General features: G+C 37.5%; 12 protein-coding genes. 7 read left to right on the forward strand and 5 right to left on the reverse strand.

Annotated features, from left to right (window positions below; all coding sequences use genetic code 11):
- Positions 1 to 101 precede the first annotated feature (101 nt).
- The 5 genes from J2772_RS08850 to J2772_RS08870 all read left to right on the forward strand — a co-directional run bounded on the left by J2772_RS08850 (position 102) and on the right by J2772_RS08870 (position 8944).
- Positions 102 to 1247, forward strand: coding sequence for an efflux RND transporter periplasmic adaptor subunit (locus J2772_RS08850; RefSeq protein WP_209915758.1), 1146 nt, complete (start codon positions 102 to 104; stop codon positions 1245 to 1247).
- A gap of 9 nt (positions 1248 to 1256) precedes the next feature.
- A complete protein-coding gene (locus J2772_RS08855) occupies positions 1257 to 4397 on the forward strand; it encodes an efflux RND transporter permease subunit (RefSeq protein ID WP_209915760.1) in 3141 nt (1046 codons plus the stop codon).
- A 17-nt stretch (positions 4398 to 4414) separates the two neighbouring features.
- Entirely contained in the window at positions 4415 to 5827 is a 1413-nt protein-coding gene (locus J2772_RS08860) for an efflux transporter outer membrane subunit (RefSeq protein ID WP_245365187.1), read from the forward strand.
- 57 nt (positions 5828 to 5884) lie between these two features.
- The gene (locus tag J2772_RS08865) at positions 5885 to 6439 is read left to right on the forward strand and encodes a DUF2652 domain-containing protein (RefSeq protein WP_209915764.1); all 555 of its coding nucleotides are present in this window, start codon (positions 5885 to 5887) and stop codon (positions 6437 to 6439) included.
- Positions 6440 to 6766: 327 nt separating this feature from the next.
- A complete protein-coding gene (locus J2772_RS08870; protein ID WP_209915766.1) occupies positions 6767 to 8944 on the forward strand; it encodes an outer membrane beta-barrel family protein in 2178 nt (725 codons plus the stop codon).
- Between the two features lie 517 nt (positions 8945 to 9461).
- On the opposite strand, the gene J2772_RS08875 is transcribed toward J2772_RS08870, so the two are convergent.
- The 5 genes from J2772_RS08875 to J2772_RS08895 form a co-directional block, all read right to left on the reverse strand.
- Positions 9462 to 11720 (reverse strand): glycoside hydrolase family 3 C-terminal domain-containing protein, encoded by a 2259-nt coding sequence (locus J2772_RS08875; RefSeq protein ID WP_209915768.1) that lies wholly within the window; start codon positions 11718 to 11720, stop codon positions 9462 to 9464.
- A gap of 365 nt (positions 11721 to 12085) precedes the next feature.
- A complete protein-coding gene (gene metQ / locus J2772_RS08880) occupies positions 12086 to 12895 on the reverse strand; it encodes a methionine ABC transporter substrate-binding lipoprotein MetQ (protein ID WP_209915770.1) in 810 nt (269 codons plus the stop codon).
- An 83-nt stretch (positions 12896 to 12978) separates the two neighbouring features.
- On the reverse strand, positions 12979 to 13635 hold the full coding sequence (gene metI / locus J2772_RS08885; protein ID WP_209915772.1) for a methionine ABC transporter permease MetI: 657 nt from the start codon (positions 13633 to 13635) through the stop codon (positions 12979 to 12981).
- A complete protein-coding gene (locus J2772_RS08890) occupies positions 13628 to 14656 on the reverse strand; it encodes a methionine ABC transporter ATP-binding protein (protein ID WP_209915774.1) in 1029 nt (342 codons plus the stop codon). The genes metI and J2772_RS08890 overlap by 8 nt, the downstream gene beginning before the upstream one ends.
- Before the next feature lie 18 nt (positions 14657 to 14674).
- Complete coding sequence (locus J2772_RS08895) at positions 14675 to 15673, reverse strand: EamA family transporter (RefSeq protein ID WP_209915776.1); 999 nt, start codon at positions 15671 to 15673, stop codon at positions 14675 to 14677.
- A gap of 528 nt (positions 15674 to 16201) precedes the next feature.
- Between J2772_RS08895 and J2772_RS08900 the strand changes: the two genes are divergently transcribed.
- Both J2772_RS08900 and J2772_RS08905 read left to right on the forward strand, forming a co-directional pair.
- Positions 16202 to 17134 carry a ring-cleaving dioxygenase gene (locus J2772_RS08900; RefSeq protein ID WP_209915778.1) on the forward strand — a complete coding sequence of 311 codons (933 nt, stop codon included), beginning with the start codon at positions 16202 to 16204 and terminating at the stop codon, positions 17132 to 17134.
- Positions 17135 to 17315: 181 nt separating this feature from the next.
- Positions 17316 to 18269 (forward strand): ring-cleaving dioxygenase, encoded by a 954-nt coding sequence (locus tag J2772_RS08905; RefSeq protein WP_209915780.1) that lies wholly within the window; start codon positions 17316 to 17318, stop codon positions 18267 to 18269.
- The last annotated feature ends 5 nt before the right edge of the window (positions 18270 to 18274 follow it).

An 18274-nucleotide genomic window follows, 5' to 3' on the forward strand; every position in this document is an offset into this window, starting at 1 on the left:
AAAAATAAGGGGTCTTTTTGACAAAACAAGGGGTTTTTTGAATAATTCGATTGAATTTTTTTCGTTCGATTTTTGTACGGAAAATTTAAATGACTAGAGTTATGCAAAGATTTTTTGTTCAAAAATCAACCCTACTTTTTCTTTCGCTCATCGCTTTGACGGGGTGTAAGAAAAGTAATCAAAATCAGGCTTATCAACAGCAGGCGCCGGAACTTCCTGTAGAAATAGTAAAACAAGGAGACGCTTCTGTTTCCCGAGAATATGCAGCATCCATTGAAGGGATTTCCAATGTAGAAATCAGACCTCAGGTAACCGGATATTTAAGCAAAATTTTTGTGGATGAAGGAGATTATGTAAGAGCCGGGCAGCCGCTTTTTAAAATTGAAGACAGGATATTTGCTGAGCAGTTAAAAAGTGCACAGGCGGCATTAATTACAGCACAGGCTAATCTTTCAACTTCAAAAATTGACCTGGACAGGAAAAAGGAGCTTTTCAGAAATAAAATGGTTTCCGAAATTCAGGTGAAAGAAGCTGAAGCATCTTATAATGCGGCAAGAGGAGCAGTAAGCCAGTCAACATCTTCTATTGAATCCGCAAAAATTAATCTCAATTTTTCAACCATTAAAGCTCCGGTAAGTGGATTTATCGGGAGATTCAACTATCGTTTAGGGAGTTTGATGACACCAAGTAATCAGGAGCCGATTACCCTGTTGTCAGATATCCATCAGGTGTACACCTATTTCAGCTTAAGTGAAAATGACTTTAATAATTTCCAGAAGCAATATGTAGGAAGCAGTATTGATGAGGTTATTAAAAACACTCCTGCAGTATCTCTATTGCTTTCAGGTGGTGAAAAGTATGCTGAAACGGGAAGAATTGATGCCGTTGAAGGCCAGTTTAACAAAACTACGGGTTCTATTACTTTAAGAGCGAAATTCAACAACCCCAATAATGTTCTTAGAAGTGGAAATACAGGAAAAATTTTATTGGAACAGTTCTACAGCAATGTTGTTTTACTTCCGATAGCATCTACCAGAACCATTCAGGATAAAGTTTTTGTATTTACCATCAAAAATGGAAAAGCAGAAATGCTTCCTGTAGAAGTAAATGGAAAAGCTGGGGATAATTTCATTGTTTCCAAAGGACTTAAAGCTGGAGATCAGTATATCGTTTCCGGTTTTGACAGATTACAGCCGGGAACTCCTGTAGTGGCACAAAAGAAAAATGCTCAACAGAAAAAATCGTAAGAAGAAATCATGTTAAAGAAAATTATAAAAAGACCCGTACTGGCAACGGTTATTTCCGTATTGCTGGTGATTCTCGGGATCGTCGGTATGGTTAGCCTACCGATTACAAAATTCCCGGATATTGCACCGCCTACCGTTATGGTAACCGCTGCATATCCCGGAGCAAATGCTGAAACGATTGCAAGATCCGTGGCTCCGCCGTTGGAAAATGCCATCAATGGAGTGGAAAATATGGATTATATTACTTCTACAGCGAGTAATGACGGTACATTGAGTATCACTGTCATCTTTAAATTGGGGACAGATCCGGATCAGGCTGCGATTAACGTTCAGAACAGAGTGGCGCAGGTAACCAACCAGCTTCCTGCTGAAGTTATCCAGGCCGGAATTACCACTGTAAAAAGACAGAACAGTATGATTGCGATGGTTTCTCTAACCAGTAAAGATGGTTCAATGAGTGATCTTTTCCTTGAGAACTATGCAAAAATCAATATTGTACCGGAATTAAAAAGGGTAAAAGGAGTAGGAGATGCCATGGTGTATGGTAACAAAGATTACTCTATGCGTGTATGGCTTGATCCGAATAAACTGACCTCCTATAATCTTACACCATCAGAGGTTTCCCGTGCGATTCAGACCCAAAACCTTGAAGCAGCACCGGGAAGACTAGGAGAAAGAAGTAAAGAAGTGATGGAATATGTCCTTCGATACAAAGGGAAATTTACGGAACCTGAACAGTATGAAAATATTACGATTAAAGCCTTGAATGATGGTTCTGTTTTAAAATTGAAAGATGTTGCCAGAGTTGAATTTGGAGCTTATAGTTATACGGTTTCTTCTAACTTTAATAAAAAAGCATCTGTTACGATGGCAATTTTCCAGATGGCTGGATCCAATGCGAATGAAGTTCAGATCGCTCTTCAGGACAGAATGAAGGAACTCGAAAAATCGTTCCCGGCAGGAATGGATTACGAAATACCATATGCTACTAAAGAAGCATTGGATCAATCTATTGAACAGGTAATTCATACTCTGATAGAAGCGTTTATCCTTGTATTCATTGTAGTGTATATTTTCCTGCAGGATTTCAGATCAACATTAATTCCGGCGATTGCAGTTCCGGTTTCCATTGTGGGAACATTCTTCTTTATGAAAATCTTTGGATTCTCCATCAATATTCTGACACTATTTGCTTTGGTGCTCGCCATTGGGATTGTAGTGGATGACGCGATTGTGGTGGTGGAAGCAGTGCACGCCAAAATGGAACATAAAAAACTGAATCCAAGAGCGGCAACCATGTCAGCGATGAGTGAGATTACAGGAGCAATTGTGTCTATTACCTTAATTATGTCTGCGGTATTCGTTCCGGTGGCATTTATGAGTGGCTCCACGGGATTGTTCTATCAGCAGTTTGCTTTAACATTGGCGATTGCGATCGTGATTTCAGCAATCAATGCATTGACGCTGAGCCCAGCTTTATGTGCTTTATTCCTTAAACAACATCACGGAGGAGCTCATGAGAAAATGAACTTTAAAGACCGCTTCTTTGCCGGATTTAATGCTAGCTTCAATAAGCTGACATTCCGTTATGGAAAAGCAGTACTGTTCCTTTTGAAGAAAAAATGGATTGCATTGGCTATCATTGTAGTATTCGGAGGATTGTTTGCCTGGATGTCTATGACTACTCCAAAAGGATTTATTCCGGATGAAGATCAGAGTTTTATCATCGTAACGGCTAATCTGGCTCCGGGAGCTTCTAAAGACAGAACATCCAAAGTAGTTTCTGATACGGAAGATCTTTTGATGAAAAATCCGGCAGTAGATAAGGTGATTTCAGTAGACGGATTGAATCTATTCAGTGGATCCATGTCTTCTTCTGCAGCTTCTATCTTCGTTAAATTAAAAAATGGCGGCAAAAGAGGTCCTGTAAATGATATCAATGCCATTATAGGTCAGGTGCAGGGAGCGCTTTCACAGGATAAGAGAGCAAATTTCCTTGTGTTGAATACACCAACAGTAGATGGTTTCGGGAATACGAGTGGTATGGAGCTTGTGCTTCAGGACCGTACGAACGGGGAACTTCAGAATCTTGGGAATATTTCCTACGGAATGATGGGTGCTTTGATGCAGAGACCGGAAGTTGCGGTAGCATTTACCACATTTGATGTTACCTATCCGCAGTTTGAAGTGTTGGTAGATGAGGTGAAATCTGCTCAGCTTGGAGTAAATGTTTCTGACGTATTGGGCGTGATGCAGGGATATTACGGAAGCATTCAGGCTTCGGATTTCAATAGATTTGGGAAATACTACAGAGTTTTGGTACAGTCTACTCCGGAAACGAGACAGGATAAAGAATCCCTGAATGGACTTTTTGTTAAGAATAATCTGGGACAAATGGTTCCTATCACTACTTTGGTAAGTTTAAAACAGACGACCGGAGCTGAAGTGGTAGACCGTTTCAACCTTTTCAATTCGTCTAATTTAACGGTAATGGCTGCGCCGGGTTACAGTACAGGTCAGGCAATGGCCGCTGTGGAAGAAGTTAGTAAACAAGTACTTCCTCCGGGATATACTTATGATTATAAAGGGATGAGCCGTGAAGAAGCAGGTTCCAGCTCGCAATCAGTGATGATCTTCGGATTGTGTATTGTGTTTGTCTTTTTCCTGTTATCGGCACAATATGAAAGTTATATCCTTCCATTTGCAGTATTGATCGCTATTCCGGTAGGGCTATCAGGTGTTTTTGTGGGAATTACTTTCGCGGAATTATCCAATAATATTTATGTTCAGATTGCTTTGGTTATGTTGATCGGGCTTCTGGCGAAGAATGGTATTTTGATAGTAGAATTTGCGATTCAGAGACGAAGAGCCGGAAAAAGTCTTATTGCTTCGGCTGTTGAAGGAGCGAAGGCACGTTTACGTCCTATTTTAATGACCTCTCTGGCATTTATTACCGGATTGATTCCATTGATTTTTGTAGTAGGGCCATCTGCGATGGGTAACCACTCTATTGGGTATGCTGCGATTTCAGGGATGCTTTTCGGAACGATCTTAGGAATCTTTGTCGTTCCGGTACTTTTTGTGATGTTTCAGGCTTTGCATGAGAAAATCAACGGAAAAGTAGTAACGGATGCGGATTGGGAATATTAATTCAAATGATTTTAACAATGAAAATTAAAAATATAGCATATATCGCATTCATTTCAGGAACGGCTGTCTCATGTGGAGTTCAGAAATATGAACAGCCTGAAGTGAAAATGCCTGAAGCTTTCAGAAGTGACAGTATTGTGGTAGAGCAGAATGAAAACATCGCAAAAATTGGGTACAAAGACTTTTTCAAAGATCCGGTTTTGGTAGGATTGATAGATAAAGCAATGGTTCAGAATAATGATCTGCAGGTGGCTTTAAAACAGATAGAATTTGCTTCATTAGCTTATACTCAAAGTAAATGGGGAAATGTACCTACTATCAATGCGACTGCAAATGCGAGTATCAGCCGCCCTTCTGACAACAGTATGAATGGAATGATGGCAGGTCAGTTTACAGGGAAGAAGTATACGGAAGATTATACAGCAGCACTCAATTTTTCGTGGGAAGCTGACATCTGGGGAAAGATTAAAGGAAGAAAGGAGCAGGCATTGGCAGACTATCTTAAAACTCAGGAAGCAGCAAAGGCGGTAAAGACACAAGTGGTGGTTGCTGTAGTTCAAGGGTATTATAATCTTTTGATGCTGGATACTCAGTTGGAAATTACAAAGTCTAATTTGACGTATGCTGATAATACCCTGAAATTTTTGACGAAACAACAAGAGCTGGGGCTGACAACGGCTTTAGCAGTACAGCAGCAGGAAATTGTAAAGGACCAGATCCTGAAAACGATTCCGTCCATTGAAAGTTCTGTCGCTACACAGGAAAATGCTTTGAGTCTGTTGACGGGTTCTATGCCCGGAAAGATTGAAAGAAAGGCAAGTCTGAATAATGTACAGTCTCCGGATCATATTTCAGCAGGAGTTCCATCAGAATTATTAAGCTACAGACCTGATATAAAAACTGCTGAATTAGAAGTAAGGAAAAGTGCGGCGGCAATCCATGTTGCTAAGATGAGCATGTATCCGTCGTTGAATATTACGGCTCAGGGCGGAGTAAACGCTTTCCAGATCAGCAAATGGTTCAGTATTCCCGGATCTCTTTTCGGAATGGCTGCCGGAGCAATTGCGCAGCCAATTTTAAATGGAAAACAACTGAAAACCCAGTACGAACAGTCTAAAGTATTGGCAGATCAGGCTGAGGTAGGCTTTAAACAATCTGTTTTAAAAGCAGTTGGAGAGGTTTCAGATGCGCTGATACAAATTCAAAAGCTGGAAGAGCAGCAGAAAATTGCAGAAGGACTAGTGGTGAAGTCTGGTGAAGCAGTGAAGAAAGCAGATCTGTTATTCAAATACAACTCAGCAACGTATGTAGAGGTTATCATGGCACAAACCAATAAGCTTAATGCTGAACTGGAGCTGGCTTCTCTGAAAGCCCAACGATTGAATGCGATAACTGCACTGTACCGTTCTGTAGGTGGCGGATGGCAATAAAGTAAAATTAAACCTGCTTCGTCTATAGATGCAGCAGGTTTTTAATCCAAAATCATTATGAAGGATACAGATATACAGGAGGGAATCATTTTAATTCCGGATTTCAGCGGATTTACAGAATTTGTGTTCAATACCAAACTTTATACAGGAGAATATATTGTAAGACAACTATTATCTACGCTGATTGATGTGAACGATCAGTATTTTGAAATTTCTGAAATTGAAGGGGATGCCATTTTATTTTATCGTTATGATGAAAATCCTTCCTATCAGAATATTTCAGGAATGCTTTGGAAGATGCGTAACGCATTCAACAGAAAAATAAAAGAATTGAGTAAAAGCTTAAGTACCACTATAGATTTGTCTCTGAAATTTATCGTTCATTATGGTGCATTTTCGCAATATAACATCGGAAGCTTCAGAAAACTGTATGGGAAAACGATTGTGGAGGCGCATCAGCTTTTGAAAAATGGCTTGGCCCAGCAGCCTTCGTATGCTTTATTCAGTAATTCTTTTTTAGAAAATACTCATAATCAGGAAACTGATTTCAATATTGATCAGCATCACTTACCAGAAGTGGGTATGATCCATTATTTTGAAAATGTACACTAGCATATTCTTTATTTTTTAATCCTTGTAAATTTGCTATTGCTAGCGGCCCGGGTGAGATCCGGGCTTTTTTTATGGGTAAAATGAAAATAAATATGTTAAAGTTTGGTTAATGGAAATTATTATTTTTATTAATTTATTGTGTGTGTTATTCATAATAAAGGTGTTTGGTTGTTTGTTTTGTCTTAATAAGTGTTATTTTTTTAAATTATTCCTAAATTTAAAATTGTAAACTGTTAAAACATAGAGGTTTTATTTCCGTTCTTTAATTTTTTTCGATGTAACAAATAGTAGGATATAGTGGTCTTATAGATAAAACTAAGATTTCACATGAAAGTAATATTATTTCCTATCGCCTTATTAACGGGCTCTTTGGCTTTGGCACAGACTCAGACTCCTACCGTTAAGGATACTACAAAAGGCAATGCAAAAGAGATTGAAGCGGTAACCATTGTAGCAAGAAAACCTACAGTAGAGTCTAAAGTAGACCGAACTGTTTTTAATGTAGCCAACAGCGCTATTGTAGCTGGAAATACAACATGGGATGTTCTGAGAATGACCCCTCTGGTAAGCATTGATAATAGTGATGCTATAAAGGCGGAAGGACAGTCGGTAACAGTATATATCAATGACAGAAAATCAGTTTTTACTGGAAAAGAATTAAAAGAATATCTTAAGACGATTCCGGCTGATAATCTACTGAAGATTGAAGTGATTACAAGTCCGTCTTCGCGATATGAAGCTACCGGTTCCGTCATCAATATTGTTTTGAAGAAACGCGATGATGAAGGATTGAAAGGAAGTATTTCACTAAGCAACAGACACAGTACAAAAAATACGCAGTATTCTAACTTTAACCTGAATTATCATAAGAAGAAATTTACCCAGACCCTGATTGGAAGTTATGCCAATAATAATTACGTACAAAAAGGCTCCAGTAATATTGTGTTTTATGCTGACAATACTTTGAACAGGGATTTAAGCTATGAAACAATTTCCAAAAGTGAAACCCCGTCACTTTCCTCAACTTCTGAATTTGAGCTTAATGACAAAAATAATATCGGGTTTGTTTTGGAATATTATCAAAGCCGAAATTTATCATGGTCAAATACTGATGGGAGAGAATATGATGATGATAAAAAAGACTTTATAGATTACCATCAGGCTCAGACTGCTGATGGCTTTTATCGTAATCTGGGTACCAATGCTTTTTATAAGTATTATGATAAAGAAAAAAACAGAATTCTGGATATTAATCTAGGTACCAATTATTCTGGAAATGATAATAATGATCTTATCAATAAAACAATAGTAAACGATCCTAAGGTTAAGGAAATAGGATCCATAAACAATGGCCAGATGCGTAATTATTATCTGAAAGTGGATTATACTCAGCCATTAGGTACATCTTGGGGAACGATTGAAGTAGGAGCAAAAACAGAGCTCAACAACCATGTTATTCCCAATAACCTGTATGGATATAGTCTGGGAACTTCCGAATATGCAGGACTTTCTACAAGAGATAAGTTCCATTATGAGGATAATATCACTTCTGTATATGCCAACTATAGTAAAACATTTTTTAAAAAGCTGGAGGCCCGCATTGGACTTCGATATGAATATATTGATTTTAAGGTAAGACAGGATGTAGCAGGAACCGAAAGAAAAGATGGTTATGGTACTTTTCTCCCTAACTTATTGCTGAAATATAGTTTTTCAGATAAATATGATCTGAGTCTCACTTACGACCGCAAAATCTGGAGACCCTGGTATTCGGAATTCAATCCTTTTTTAACGCCCTCCATTGACGGAACGTATTCCAGAGGAAATATGGATCTGAATCCCAACCCTAATGACAGGCTTTACCTGAAGTTTGGAATCCTGAAAAAGTATTTTATTTCTGCAAGATACATGTATACCAATCAGGATTACTGGACCACTTACTCCAGTGAAGGGGGAAGAAATGTGTCTTATCCCGGAAACTTTAATGGAAGGGTTGAGAAATATTACCTTTTTGCCAATACCAACCAGAATTTTCTTAAAAATAAACTGAATGTGAATGTTGGGTTTGGTTGGTACTATATCGATAATCATGATTTCAATTTAAAGAATGATATTGGGGGGAAAGCTTATATCAATTATTGGGGTGGTTCGGCCAATCTTTCTTATACAAACCTTTTCAATAAGAACATTAATCTGAGTGCATGGATGGAAATTTCCAATCAGAACAATGGAAATACACAAGCTAATAACACCAATGTTTTTCACAATATTTCGATCACCAAAATATTTCCTAAAACACAAATGGAAGCCAGTATTCAGCTGATGAATATTTTTAAAAGACCTTATTCTGATGATATTACTTACAATCAGGGAGGAACAGTGAGAAGATATGAATTGTGGGATTGGTATGGAGTGAATGTTACTTTTGTAAAACGTTTCGGAAACCAGAAGGTAAAAGAGAACACCAAAACAGATGTTGAAAAAAATGCTGGCGGAGCGAAATAGAATACATGTTAGATAAATTAAATATAAAGGTAGGTTTCAGTTTGAGACCTACTTTTATATTTTAATGTATACTATTTTCCAACCACATGGAAACATAGCCTAAAGAATCTGCGAAAGACTTTCTAAAAATTTAAATTTTTTCTTAAACGCAAAGATGTAAAATATTCTGATATTATATTTTAAGGAAGCTAAGAGAGGAATCGATTTGCAATCGATTTTGATTAAGCGAATGATTCATCACATTGCTTCATCAGCGGCTTGCCGCATTCTTAGCTTCCTTACAATAAAGCGGTTCAGTAAATTCTCTTTGCGCTTTATTTATTTTATTATTCTAATTTTTTTAACTACATAGAAGTATTGTCTAAAAGATCTGCGTAATCTGCTTGATCTGCGAGAGATAACAAAAAAGCAGGCCTCAAACTGAAACCTGCTTCAAAAATTCTACAAAATTAATAGATAGATGAGTTAATCGTCAAATAGTAACTTCCAGCGTCATACTTCCATCTTCCATTCCTTATTATTTCAACGTAAACTTTATTTTTGTTTTGATAGCATCTGATGAATTTCCGATTAAAGCTTCAAAATCTCCGGGTTCAGCTACCCAATCGTGTTTGTTGGCATCAAAGAAACTCAATGCTGTTTTATCAATAGTGAAAGTCACTTCTTTTTGTTCACCAGGATTTAAATATACTTTTTCAAAACCTTTTAACTCTTTGGCAGGACGCGGAACTGATGATTTTAAATCGCTGATATAAAGCTGGGCAACTTCGGCTCCTGCTTTCTTTCCTGTATTTTTAACCGTTACAGTAAAAGTAATAGTATCGTTTGGTGATAAGGTAGTTTTATCTGCTTTTGCTTTTCCGAACTCAAAAGTAGTATAGCTTAATCCATGTCCGAAGCTGAAAAGAGGTTTGATATTTTTGGTATCATGCCAACGGTATCCTACAAATACTCCTTCATTATACGTGATATTGATCGGATTTTTCTGGTCTTTTCCTTTACCTGCAGCCAATTCATCTTTCTGACCCGGATATTCTCCAAGCTGATGTGCTGAATTGTCTTCAAGTTTTACAGGGAATGTAAACGGAAGTTTTCCTGAAGGGTTAGCATCGCCTGCTAAAATAGAAGCGATAGAATTTCCAGCTTCAGAACCTAGATACCATGACTGTAAAACGGTTGGAACTTCTTTAATCCAAGGCATAGCTACAGCATTTCCTGAAACTAATACTACCGCTAAGTTTTTGTTGACCTTGGTAAGTGCTGTAATAACATTATCCTGATTGTAAGGCAGTCCGTAGCTTTTTCTGTCATTTCCTTCACTGTCCTGGAAATCTGCTTTATTCAATCCGCCAACGAAAATTACATAGTCGGATTTTTTTGCTAATTCAACAGCTTCGTTTAATAATTCGGCTTCTGAACGGGTATCTTTTAAGTCCTGTCCGGATTTTACACCATTATATTCTCCACCGATGTCTCCTACATAGCCTCTGGCATATTGAACCTCTGATTGTTTACCAAATCTGGATTTGATTCCATCCAAAGGAAGAGTCTCATATTTTACTTTTAATGATGATGAACCTCCTCCCACAGTCATGATCTTAATGGCATTTTCACCAATAACAGCAATTTTTTTAGCCTTATTAATATCGATAGGAAGAATATTTCCCTGGTTTTTTAACAGAACAATTCCTTCTTCTCCGATTTCTTTAGCCACCGCCTTATGTTCCTCAGAAGCAATATTCCCGAAAGGTTTGTTTCTGTTCATGGTGGTTTTATAAGCAAGGCGAAGAAGTCTGGTTACTTTATCATCAAGTTCTTCGGTACCTACTTTTCCAGCTTTAACCAGATCAAGATAAGGCTTTGCCAGATAATAATTGTCGTAAGCATTTTTAGTTCCGGCAGAAAGACCGTTAGTCCATGAACCAAATTCAAGATCCAGTCCGTTGTGAATCGCCTGTTCAGTATTGTTTACTGCACCCCAGTCAGATACAACTACCCCTTTGTAATTCCATTCTTTTTTTAGAATATTGTTCAAAAGGTATTGATTTTGGCTGGCATATTGACCTTTATACATGTCGTAAGCTCCCATGATTGTCCAGGAATCTCCTTCTGTAACAGCCGCTTTGAAAGGTGGTAAGTAAATTTCATACAATGTTCTGTCATCCACATTCACATTGCTGGTATGACGGAACATTTCTTGATTGTTCAGGGCAAAATGTTTCACAGAAGTAGCTACACCGTTAGATTGTACCCCTTTGATGTAAGGAACCACCATTTTTGAGGTCAGATAAGGATCTTCACCCATGTATTCAAAGTTTCTTCCATTCAATGGAGTTCTGTAGATATTCACTCCAGGTCCTAAAAGAATATCTTTTTTTCTGTATCGGGCTTCTTCTCCTAATGCTTTACCGTAGTTCCAGGACATTTTTTTATTCCAGGTAGCCGATAGAGCGGTTAGGGCAGGGTAGGCGATAATAGAATCGTTGGTCCATCCGGCCTGATCCCATTCGTCCCACATTACTTCAGGGCGTACTCCGTGAGGTCCGTCGGTCGTCCAGAATTCAGGAATTCCCAATCTTGGAACACCGGGTGAGCTGAATTTCGACTGTGCATGAAGCATAGCCACTTTTTCTTCCAGTGTCATTTTGGAAAGAGCATCCTTGATACGTTCTTCTACAGGTTTTGATTCATCTAAATAAACGGGAGTATTAGTCTGAGCCATATAAGAAACAGAAATAAAGGTGAATAAACTTACAATGGCGGTTTTCTTTAACATATTGCCTTTTTATTGGATTGAAACAAAAATAAACAAAATTTTTATATTATCTCAAATTGAGAAAATAAATTTTTAACCCTAAAAAAACTGCCTGCAAAATTGCCGACAGCTTGTTATTTATCATAAGGTAGAAATGTGATAGGTGAGATAAAATAGACGAAGAGAGAATAGACTGAGAGATGTGAGACAGGAGACAGGAGATATTGAACCCTAAATATCAATAGTCAATTTTGCTTCACAAGTGAATCGCCAATGGTCAGTGAAGGGATAAAAATCTTGAACGTTCAACCTTAAACTTTGAATTCCTTATCTCGCTCCTCGATTTTCGTATCCCGAAACTCTCAAACTCTAGAATTCTCAAACATCTAATCCCATCCTTTCACAGCGCCTCCTTTAAACACTTCCAGAGCTTTCTTTTCCACTTCATCAGATTGATAAGCTTTCACAAAGTTTTTCACCTTTTGGCTGTTTTTATTATCCTGTCTTGTCACAACAAGGTTAACATAAGGAGAATCTTTATCTTCTTTAAATATTCCCTGCTTTTTTGAATCTAATCCGGCTTGTGCAGCAAAGTTGTTATTGATAATTCCTACCACAACATCTCTGTCATCCAAAACCCTTGGGATTTGTGCCCCTTCAATTTCCATGATATTCAATTGTTTTGGATTTTCTGTAATATCAGTGACTTTCGGAAGCAATCCGACTCCTGCTTTTAATTTCAATAAACCGTTTTTCTGTAACAGAAGTAAAGAACGGCCGCCATTGGTAGGGTCATTGGGAATAACAATCGTGCTCCCATTTTGCAGTTCACTAAGGTTTTTAATCTTTTTAGAATACGCAACGATAGGGTAAACAAAGGTATTTCCCACAATAGCAAGATTATATCCTCTTTGTTTTGATTGCTCGGTTAAATAAGGAACGTGCTGAAAAGCGTTGGCATCAATATCACCATTTACCAGAGCTTCATTGGGAACTACATAATCGTTGAAAGGAATTAACTCTACTTCAAGGTTATACTTTTCCTTCGCTACTTTTTTAGCCACTTCAGCCACTTCCTGCTCTGGTCCGTAAGTAATTCCAACCCTAATAAAATTAGGATCATCCTTTCTTCCTGAGCATGCACTGAAAAACAGTATTCCAGCAGCTATTAATCCTAAAATCTTTATTTTTTTCATTCTATTCTTTTTAATATGTATAAAGGTAAGAAGGGCTTGTTCATCTACATCCCTCTTACTCTCAAACCTTCTTGCTCTCAAACTTACCTATGGTCAAACCTTTTAGACAATCGATCTCCCATAAACTGGATGATAAATACCAAAAGAACAAGCAATATCAGAACGGTGTTCATGATCACAATATCATAACCGATATATCCGTATTGATATCCAACCTGTCCTAGTCCGCCGGCACCTACAGCGCCTCCCATGGCAGAGTAGCCCACTAAAGTTATTAAAGTAATGGTAGCGTTATTAATTAATGAAGGAAGTGCTTCCGGAAGTAAAACCTTTCTGATGATCTGAAATGGCGATGCTCCCAGCGCTCTTGCTGTTTCAATTAATCCGTGAGGAACTTCAATAAGACTGTTTTCTACCAATCTTGCAATAAAAGGGGCGGCTCCCACACTTAATGGAACCAATGCTGCATTAACACCAATGGATGTTCCCGCCAAAATCCTTGTAAAAGGAATCATCCATACAATTAAAATAATGAAAGGAATGGCACGGAAAATATTCACGATAATGGATAATGCTCTGTAGTAGGCCACATTTTCCAACAGTTGTCCTTTTCTTGTTAAAAACAATAGAATTCCAACCGGAAGGCCTAGCACAAATCCAAAAAATCCGGACACAAATGTCATATAAACCGTTTCCCAGGTTCCTTTTGCCAAAAGGGCAAGTACTGCATCACTAAGCATATCCTTTTATTGTATTTTGAATTTTATTTTGATTAAAATAATAGATGGCTTTTTGGTTTTCCTCAGCTTCACCTTGAAGTTGCAAAAGTAGTTTCCCAAAATTAGAATTCCCGAAATATTCTACGTCTGCTTTCAAAAGTTTGTATGGGATTTTATGTTCATTATATAACATTGAAAGAATTTGTTCAACGCTTATTTTTTCGTTAAGTTCTACTTCGACCAGTGGAAATAAACCATCCTGTGGCTCTTTCTGTAGTCTGATATTGAGTTCCTGTGGCAGGGTCATGACGTCTGAATTTATAAATTGTTGGATGACCGGATTTTCCCGGTTTGAAATGATCTCACTTAAAGTTCCTTTGGCTAATAGTTTTCCTTTGTCGATTACAGCAACGTGGTTACAAACAGATTTAATAACTTCCATTTCATGGGTAATCAGAAGGATGGTAATCCCTAATCTCAGGTTAATATCCCTTAAAAGCTGTAAAATAGATTGAGTGGTCACCGGATCCAGCGCACTGGTAGCTTCATCACAAAGAAGGAGATGAGGATCATTGGCTAGCGCTCTTGCAATGGCTACTCTTTGTTTCTGACCACCTGAAAGACTCCTGGGATAATCATTGGCTTTATCTTCAAGGCCTACAATTTTCAGTAGTTCATTAACCTTTTTATTGATCTGATCCTTGCTGTTATGATCCAGTTCCAGTGGAAGTGCTACATTGTCAAAAACAGTTCTAGAAGAAAGAAGGTTAAAGTGCTGGAAGATCATTCCTATTTTTTTACGTTCCTCAGCAAGCTGCTTTGAACTTAATTGGGTAAAATCCTTTCCATTAATAATGATCTGTCCCTCATCCGGCCTTTCCAACAGATTAACGGTACGGATCAAGGTGCTTTTTCCTGCACCGGAAAATCCAATAATTCCTACGATATCTCCTTTATCTATATTGAGACTCACCTGATCCAATGCCTTAAAGGCCTGTTTTTTCTGATGAAATGTTTTTGATATGTTTCTGATTTCTATCATTCTGATGTTGTATACTGTTTAAATAGGCTGATATCTTTTTCCTGCCCTGTTAAAAAATCTTCTAACTCTTCTGATTTTGACCTTAGATCGTTTTGAAAGCTTGAAATACTTGGTGACATTGGTCAGCAATACTCCCAGCAATATGATTGCCAAACCATATAACTGGCCTCCATTGATACTTTGATTGGCCACAATCCACCCTGCAATAACCGTAACAATAGGGTTAATGTAAGTATGGGTGCTCACCAATGCTGCGGGTTTCACGGACAACAGCCAAATGTACGACAAATAAGCGACTATCGATCCAAAGAAGATCAAAAACAGAACGCCTGCCCAGGCTGAGACCGGTACTGTAGATACCGAGAAATCAGTCCATTCCCCTCTGAATAAGGCAATAAGAAAAGCGGCTGTTCCTGCCACAATAAGTTGTTGGGCAATATTCATAAAAGTAGATTGCGAAGCCGGATTTTTCTTAGAATATAAAGATCCTAAAACCCATGCAATAGAACTTAGTCCCAATACCACAAAAGCTGTAATGCGAAGATGACCATCAACACCAGCATGTGCAGCATGTGAATGAACACTTCCTTTTAAGAAAAATACCAATCCTATAAATCCAATCACCAAACCTATCGGAATAAACTTATCCGAAAAATAATATTTCCAGTTTTTTTTATCGATGGCAATGAACCAGAAAGGCCCGGTGGCAATAGAGATCGCAGCTTCAGAAGCGGTTACATATTGTTCTCCCCAAGCTACAAGACCTGTTCCTCCGGTAAGAATAAGAACTCCGGTGATTGCGTTTTTCTTCCAATTGATGAGAGAATTTGCTTTTTCTCCTTTGGATAGGAGATATCCAATCATCAGAATTCCTGCTACCAGAAATCTCAATCCTGAAAGAATGAACGGTGGAAAACCTTTCAAGCCAAATGAAATAGCTAAAAACGTAATCCCCCATATTACATAGATGTTTGTAAATGCCAATGGAACCAACCATTTGTTTTTAGAATTGCTCATTTTTATTTTTTTAATGTTTTGGTTTAAATAAAAAAGGCCCTACAACTCGGTAGGGCCTTTAAAAAGTATGTCATATTAAAAGTAAGGTCACCCACAGTATTCTTGATGCACAGGCATACAGATATCCTTCATCATGTTTTTTATGATGTGTTTTATAGTTGCGTTATTCTTTGTTTCTGTGCTCATTTTGTTTTATTTCCTGAATACGTTTGCAAATATATAATATAATTTATATTAGTCCACTAAAAAAGTAGAGTTTTTGAATATTAAATTATTGTTAATGATTTATTTTGTTGTTTATCAGTTGTTTGTGATTTTTATTTTTTTATGTTTTAACCTATTTAAAATGGATTGTTTCATTTTTTAATTCATTTTTAATTGAAATGACAAGTTTTTAATGTTATGGAAAAGGTAGAATAATTTGAATATTTTGAGGATTGTGTAAAAAATATTTTCAGGCTGCATTTATTAAACTAGTTAAATGTGCAGGATTCTCAGTCGGTGTAATTTAGCATTAAAATTAAAGACATGGACAATAGAATATTAGGTCTGCATCATATCACTGCTATTGCAGACAATGCAAAAAGAAATTTAGATTTTTATACTCAGGTTTTAGGAGTAAGACTGGTAAAGAAAACCGTTAATTTTGATGATCCGGGAACTTATCATTTTTATTTTGGAAACGAAACCGGAACTCCGGGAACTATTCTTACTTTCTTCCCTTGGGAAGGAATAGGACAGGGTACCAACGGAAGCGGAATGGCTACTCACATAGGATATTCAGTTCCTAAAGGAAGTTTGGAATTCTGGAAAAATCGTTTAAAAAGCTTCAACATGAATGTGGCAGAAGGCGAGATCTTTGGTGAGAAAATGATTTCTTTTAAAGATCCGGACGGGCTTCAGTTACAATTTATAGAGCCATCCGTAGATGATAACCGAAAAGTATGGACTACCGATGATATCAAGGATGAAAATGCCTTAAAAGGATTCCATAATGTTACTTTAACCTTAAAAAGAGCAGAGCCTACCATCAAAGTTCTTACGGATCTTCTGGGATATGATCTCCAAAAACAGGAAGGTGAAAGATACAGATTGGCTACAGATGCAATTGATACAGCCAATCTTATTGATATTATTGAGAATGATAAAATACCAACCGGAAGAAATGCTGCCGGAACCAACCATCACATTGCCTTCAGAGTGAAAGATGATAATATTTTAATGGAATATCGTGAAAAAGCTTTATCAGCAGGATTGAGCATTACTCCGAAAATCAACAGAGATTATTTCTACTCACTGTATTTCCGTGAACCCGGAGGTGTTTTGTTTGAAATTGCAACAGATAATCCCGGATTTACAATAGATGAATCTTTGGATGAATTAGGAAAAAATGTAAAACTTCCTGCTCAGTACGAAGGAATGCGTAGTAAAATAGAAGAGGCATTACCGAAGTTATCATAGATCATGACTCAATTTTTCTCAAAAGATTAATTTTGTGGTTATAAAAAGTTAAGAGGTGCTGGATTCAAGGTGTTGATATTTTGAGATATCGAGAAGGCATTAATGGCCAAGTATATCCTTAGCTTTTTATTCTATCTATCTTCTGATCTTAATTAAATATAATTTTAAAAACACTAAAAAAATGGCACTTATCACAGGACTGCATCATGTTACGGCGATCACAGGCAATGCACAAGAAAATATAGACTTTTATACCGGAGTTTTAGGGCTTCGTCTGGTTAAAAAAACGGTGAACTTTGATTATTCAGATGTATATCACTTTTATTTCGGGGATGAATACGGAACCCCGGGAACCATTATGACCACTTTTCCCTATGGTAAGGATCTGATTAATGGAAGACATGGTAAAGGAATGCTGAATACCACAGCTTTTTCAGTGTCTATGGATGCATTGGATTACTGGATGAACCGTTTGGATCAGTTTAATATTGCTTATAAACCGCCGCAGCAAAGACTGTCTGGTGAAGTTTTTATTTATCTTGAAGACTTTGACGGATTGGGACTTGAGTTGGTTTTTAATGATAAGGATGAAAGAAAAGGATACTACAACGGATATATTCCTAAAGACTATGCTTTAAAAGGAATTCACCACGTTGAAATCTGGCAGGATGCTTATGAAAGAACAGCTGCTCTGTTAACTACTCAGATGGATCATAAAATCATTTCAGAAAGCCCTGACCGATTGAGATTAGGTACAGAAGATCTTCCGGGAAAATATGTAGACCTTCTTTCTACTCCTAGTGCATTAAAAGGACTAGCGGGGAGAGGTACCGTTCACCATGTGGCTTTTGCAACTCCGGATGCCCAGACTCAGCTTGAAATGGTTGAAAGACTCAATGCTTTCGGACTGGAACATACTGAAGTGAAAGACAGAAAATATTTTACTTCAGTCTATTTTAAAGAACCGGGAGGCGTGTTGTTTGAAATTGCCACTTCAGGTCCGGGATTCGATGTTGATGAGGAAGCAGAATTTTTAGGAGAAGATCTGCAGTTACCCCCACAGTTTGAAAAAAGAAGAGAACGCTTGCTGAATGTTCTTCCTAAAATCAATTACCCAACAGAAAAATTCAGATAGAAAAA

The sequence above is a fragment of the Chryseobacterium jejuense genome (genome assembly GCF_017877355.1).
GTDB lineage: Bacteria > Bacteroidota > Bacteroidia > Flavobacteriales > Weeksellaceae > Chryseobacterium > Chryseobacterium jejuense_A.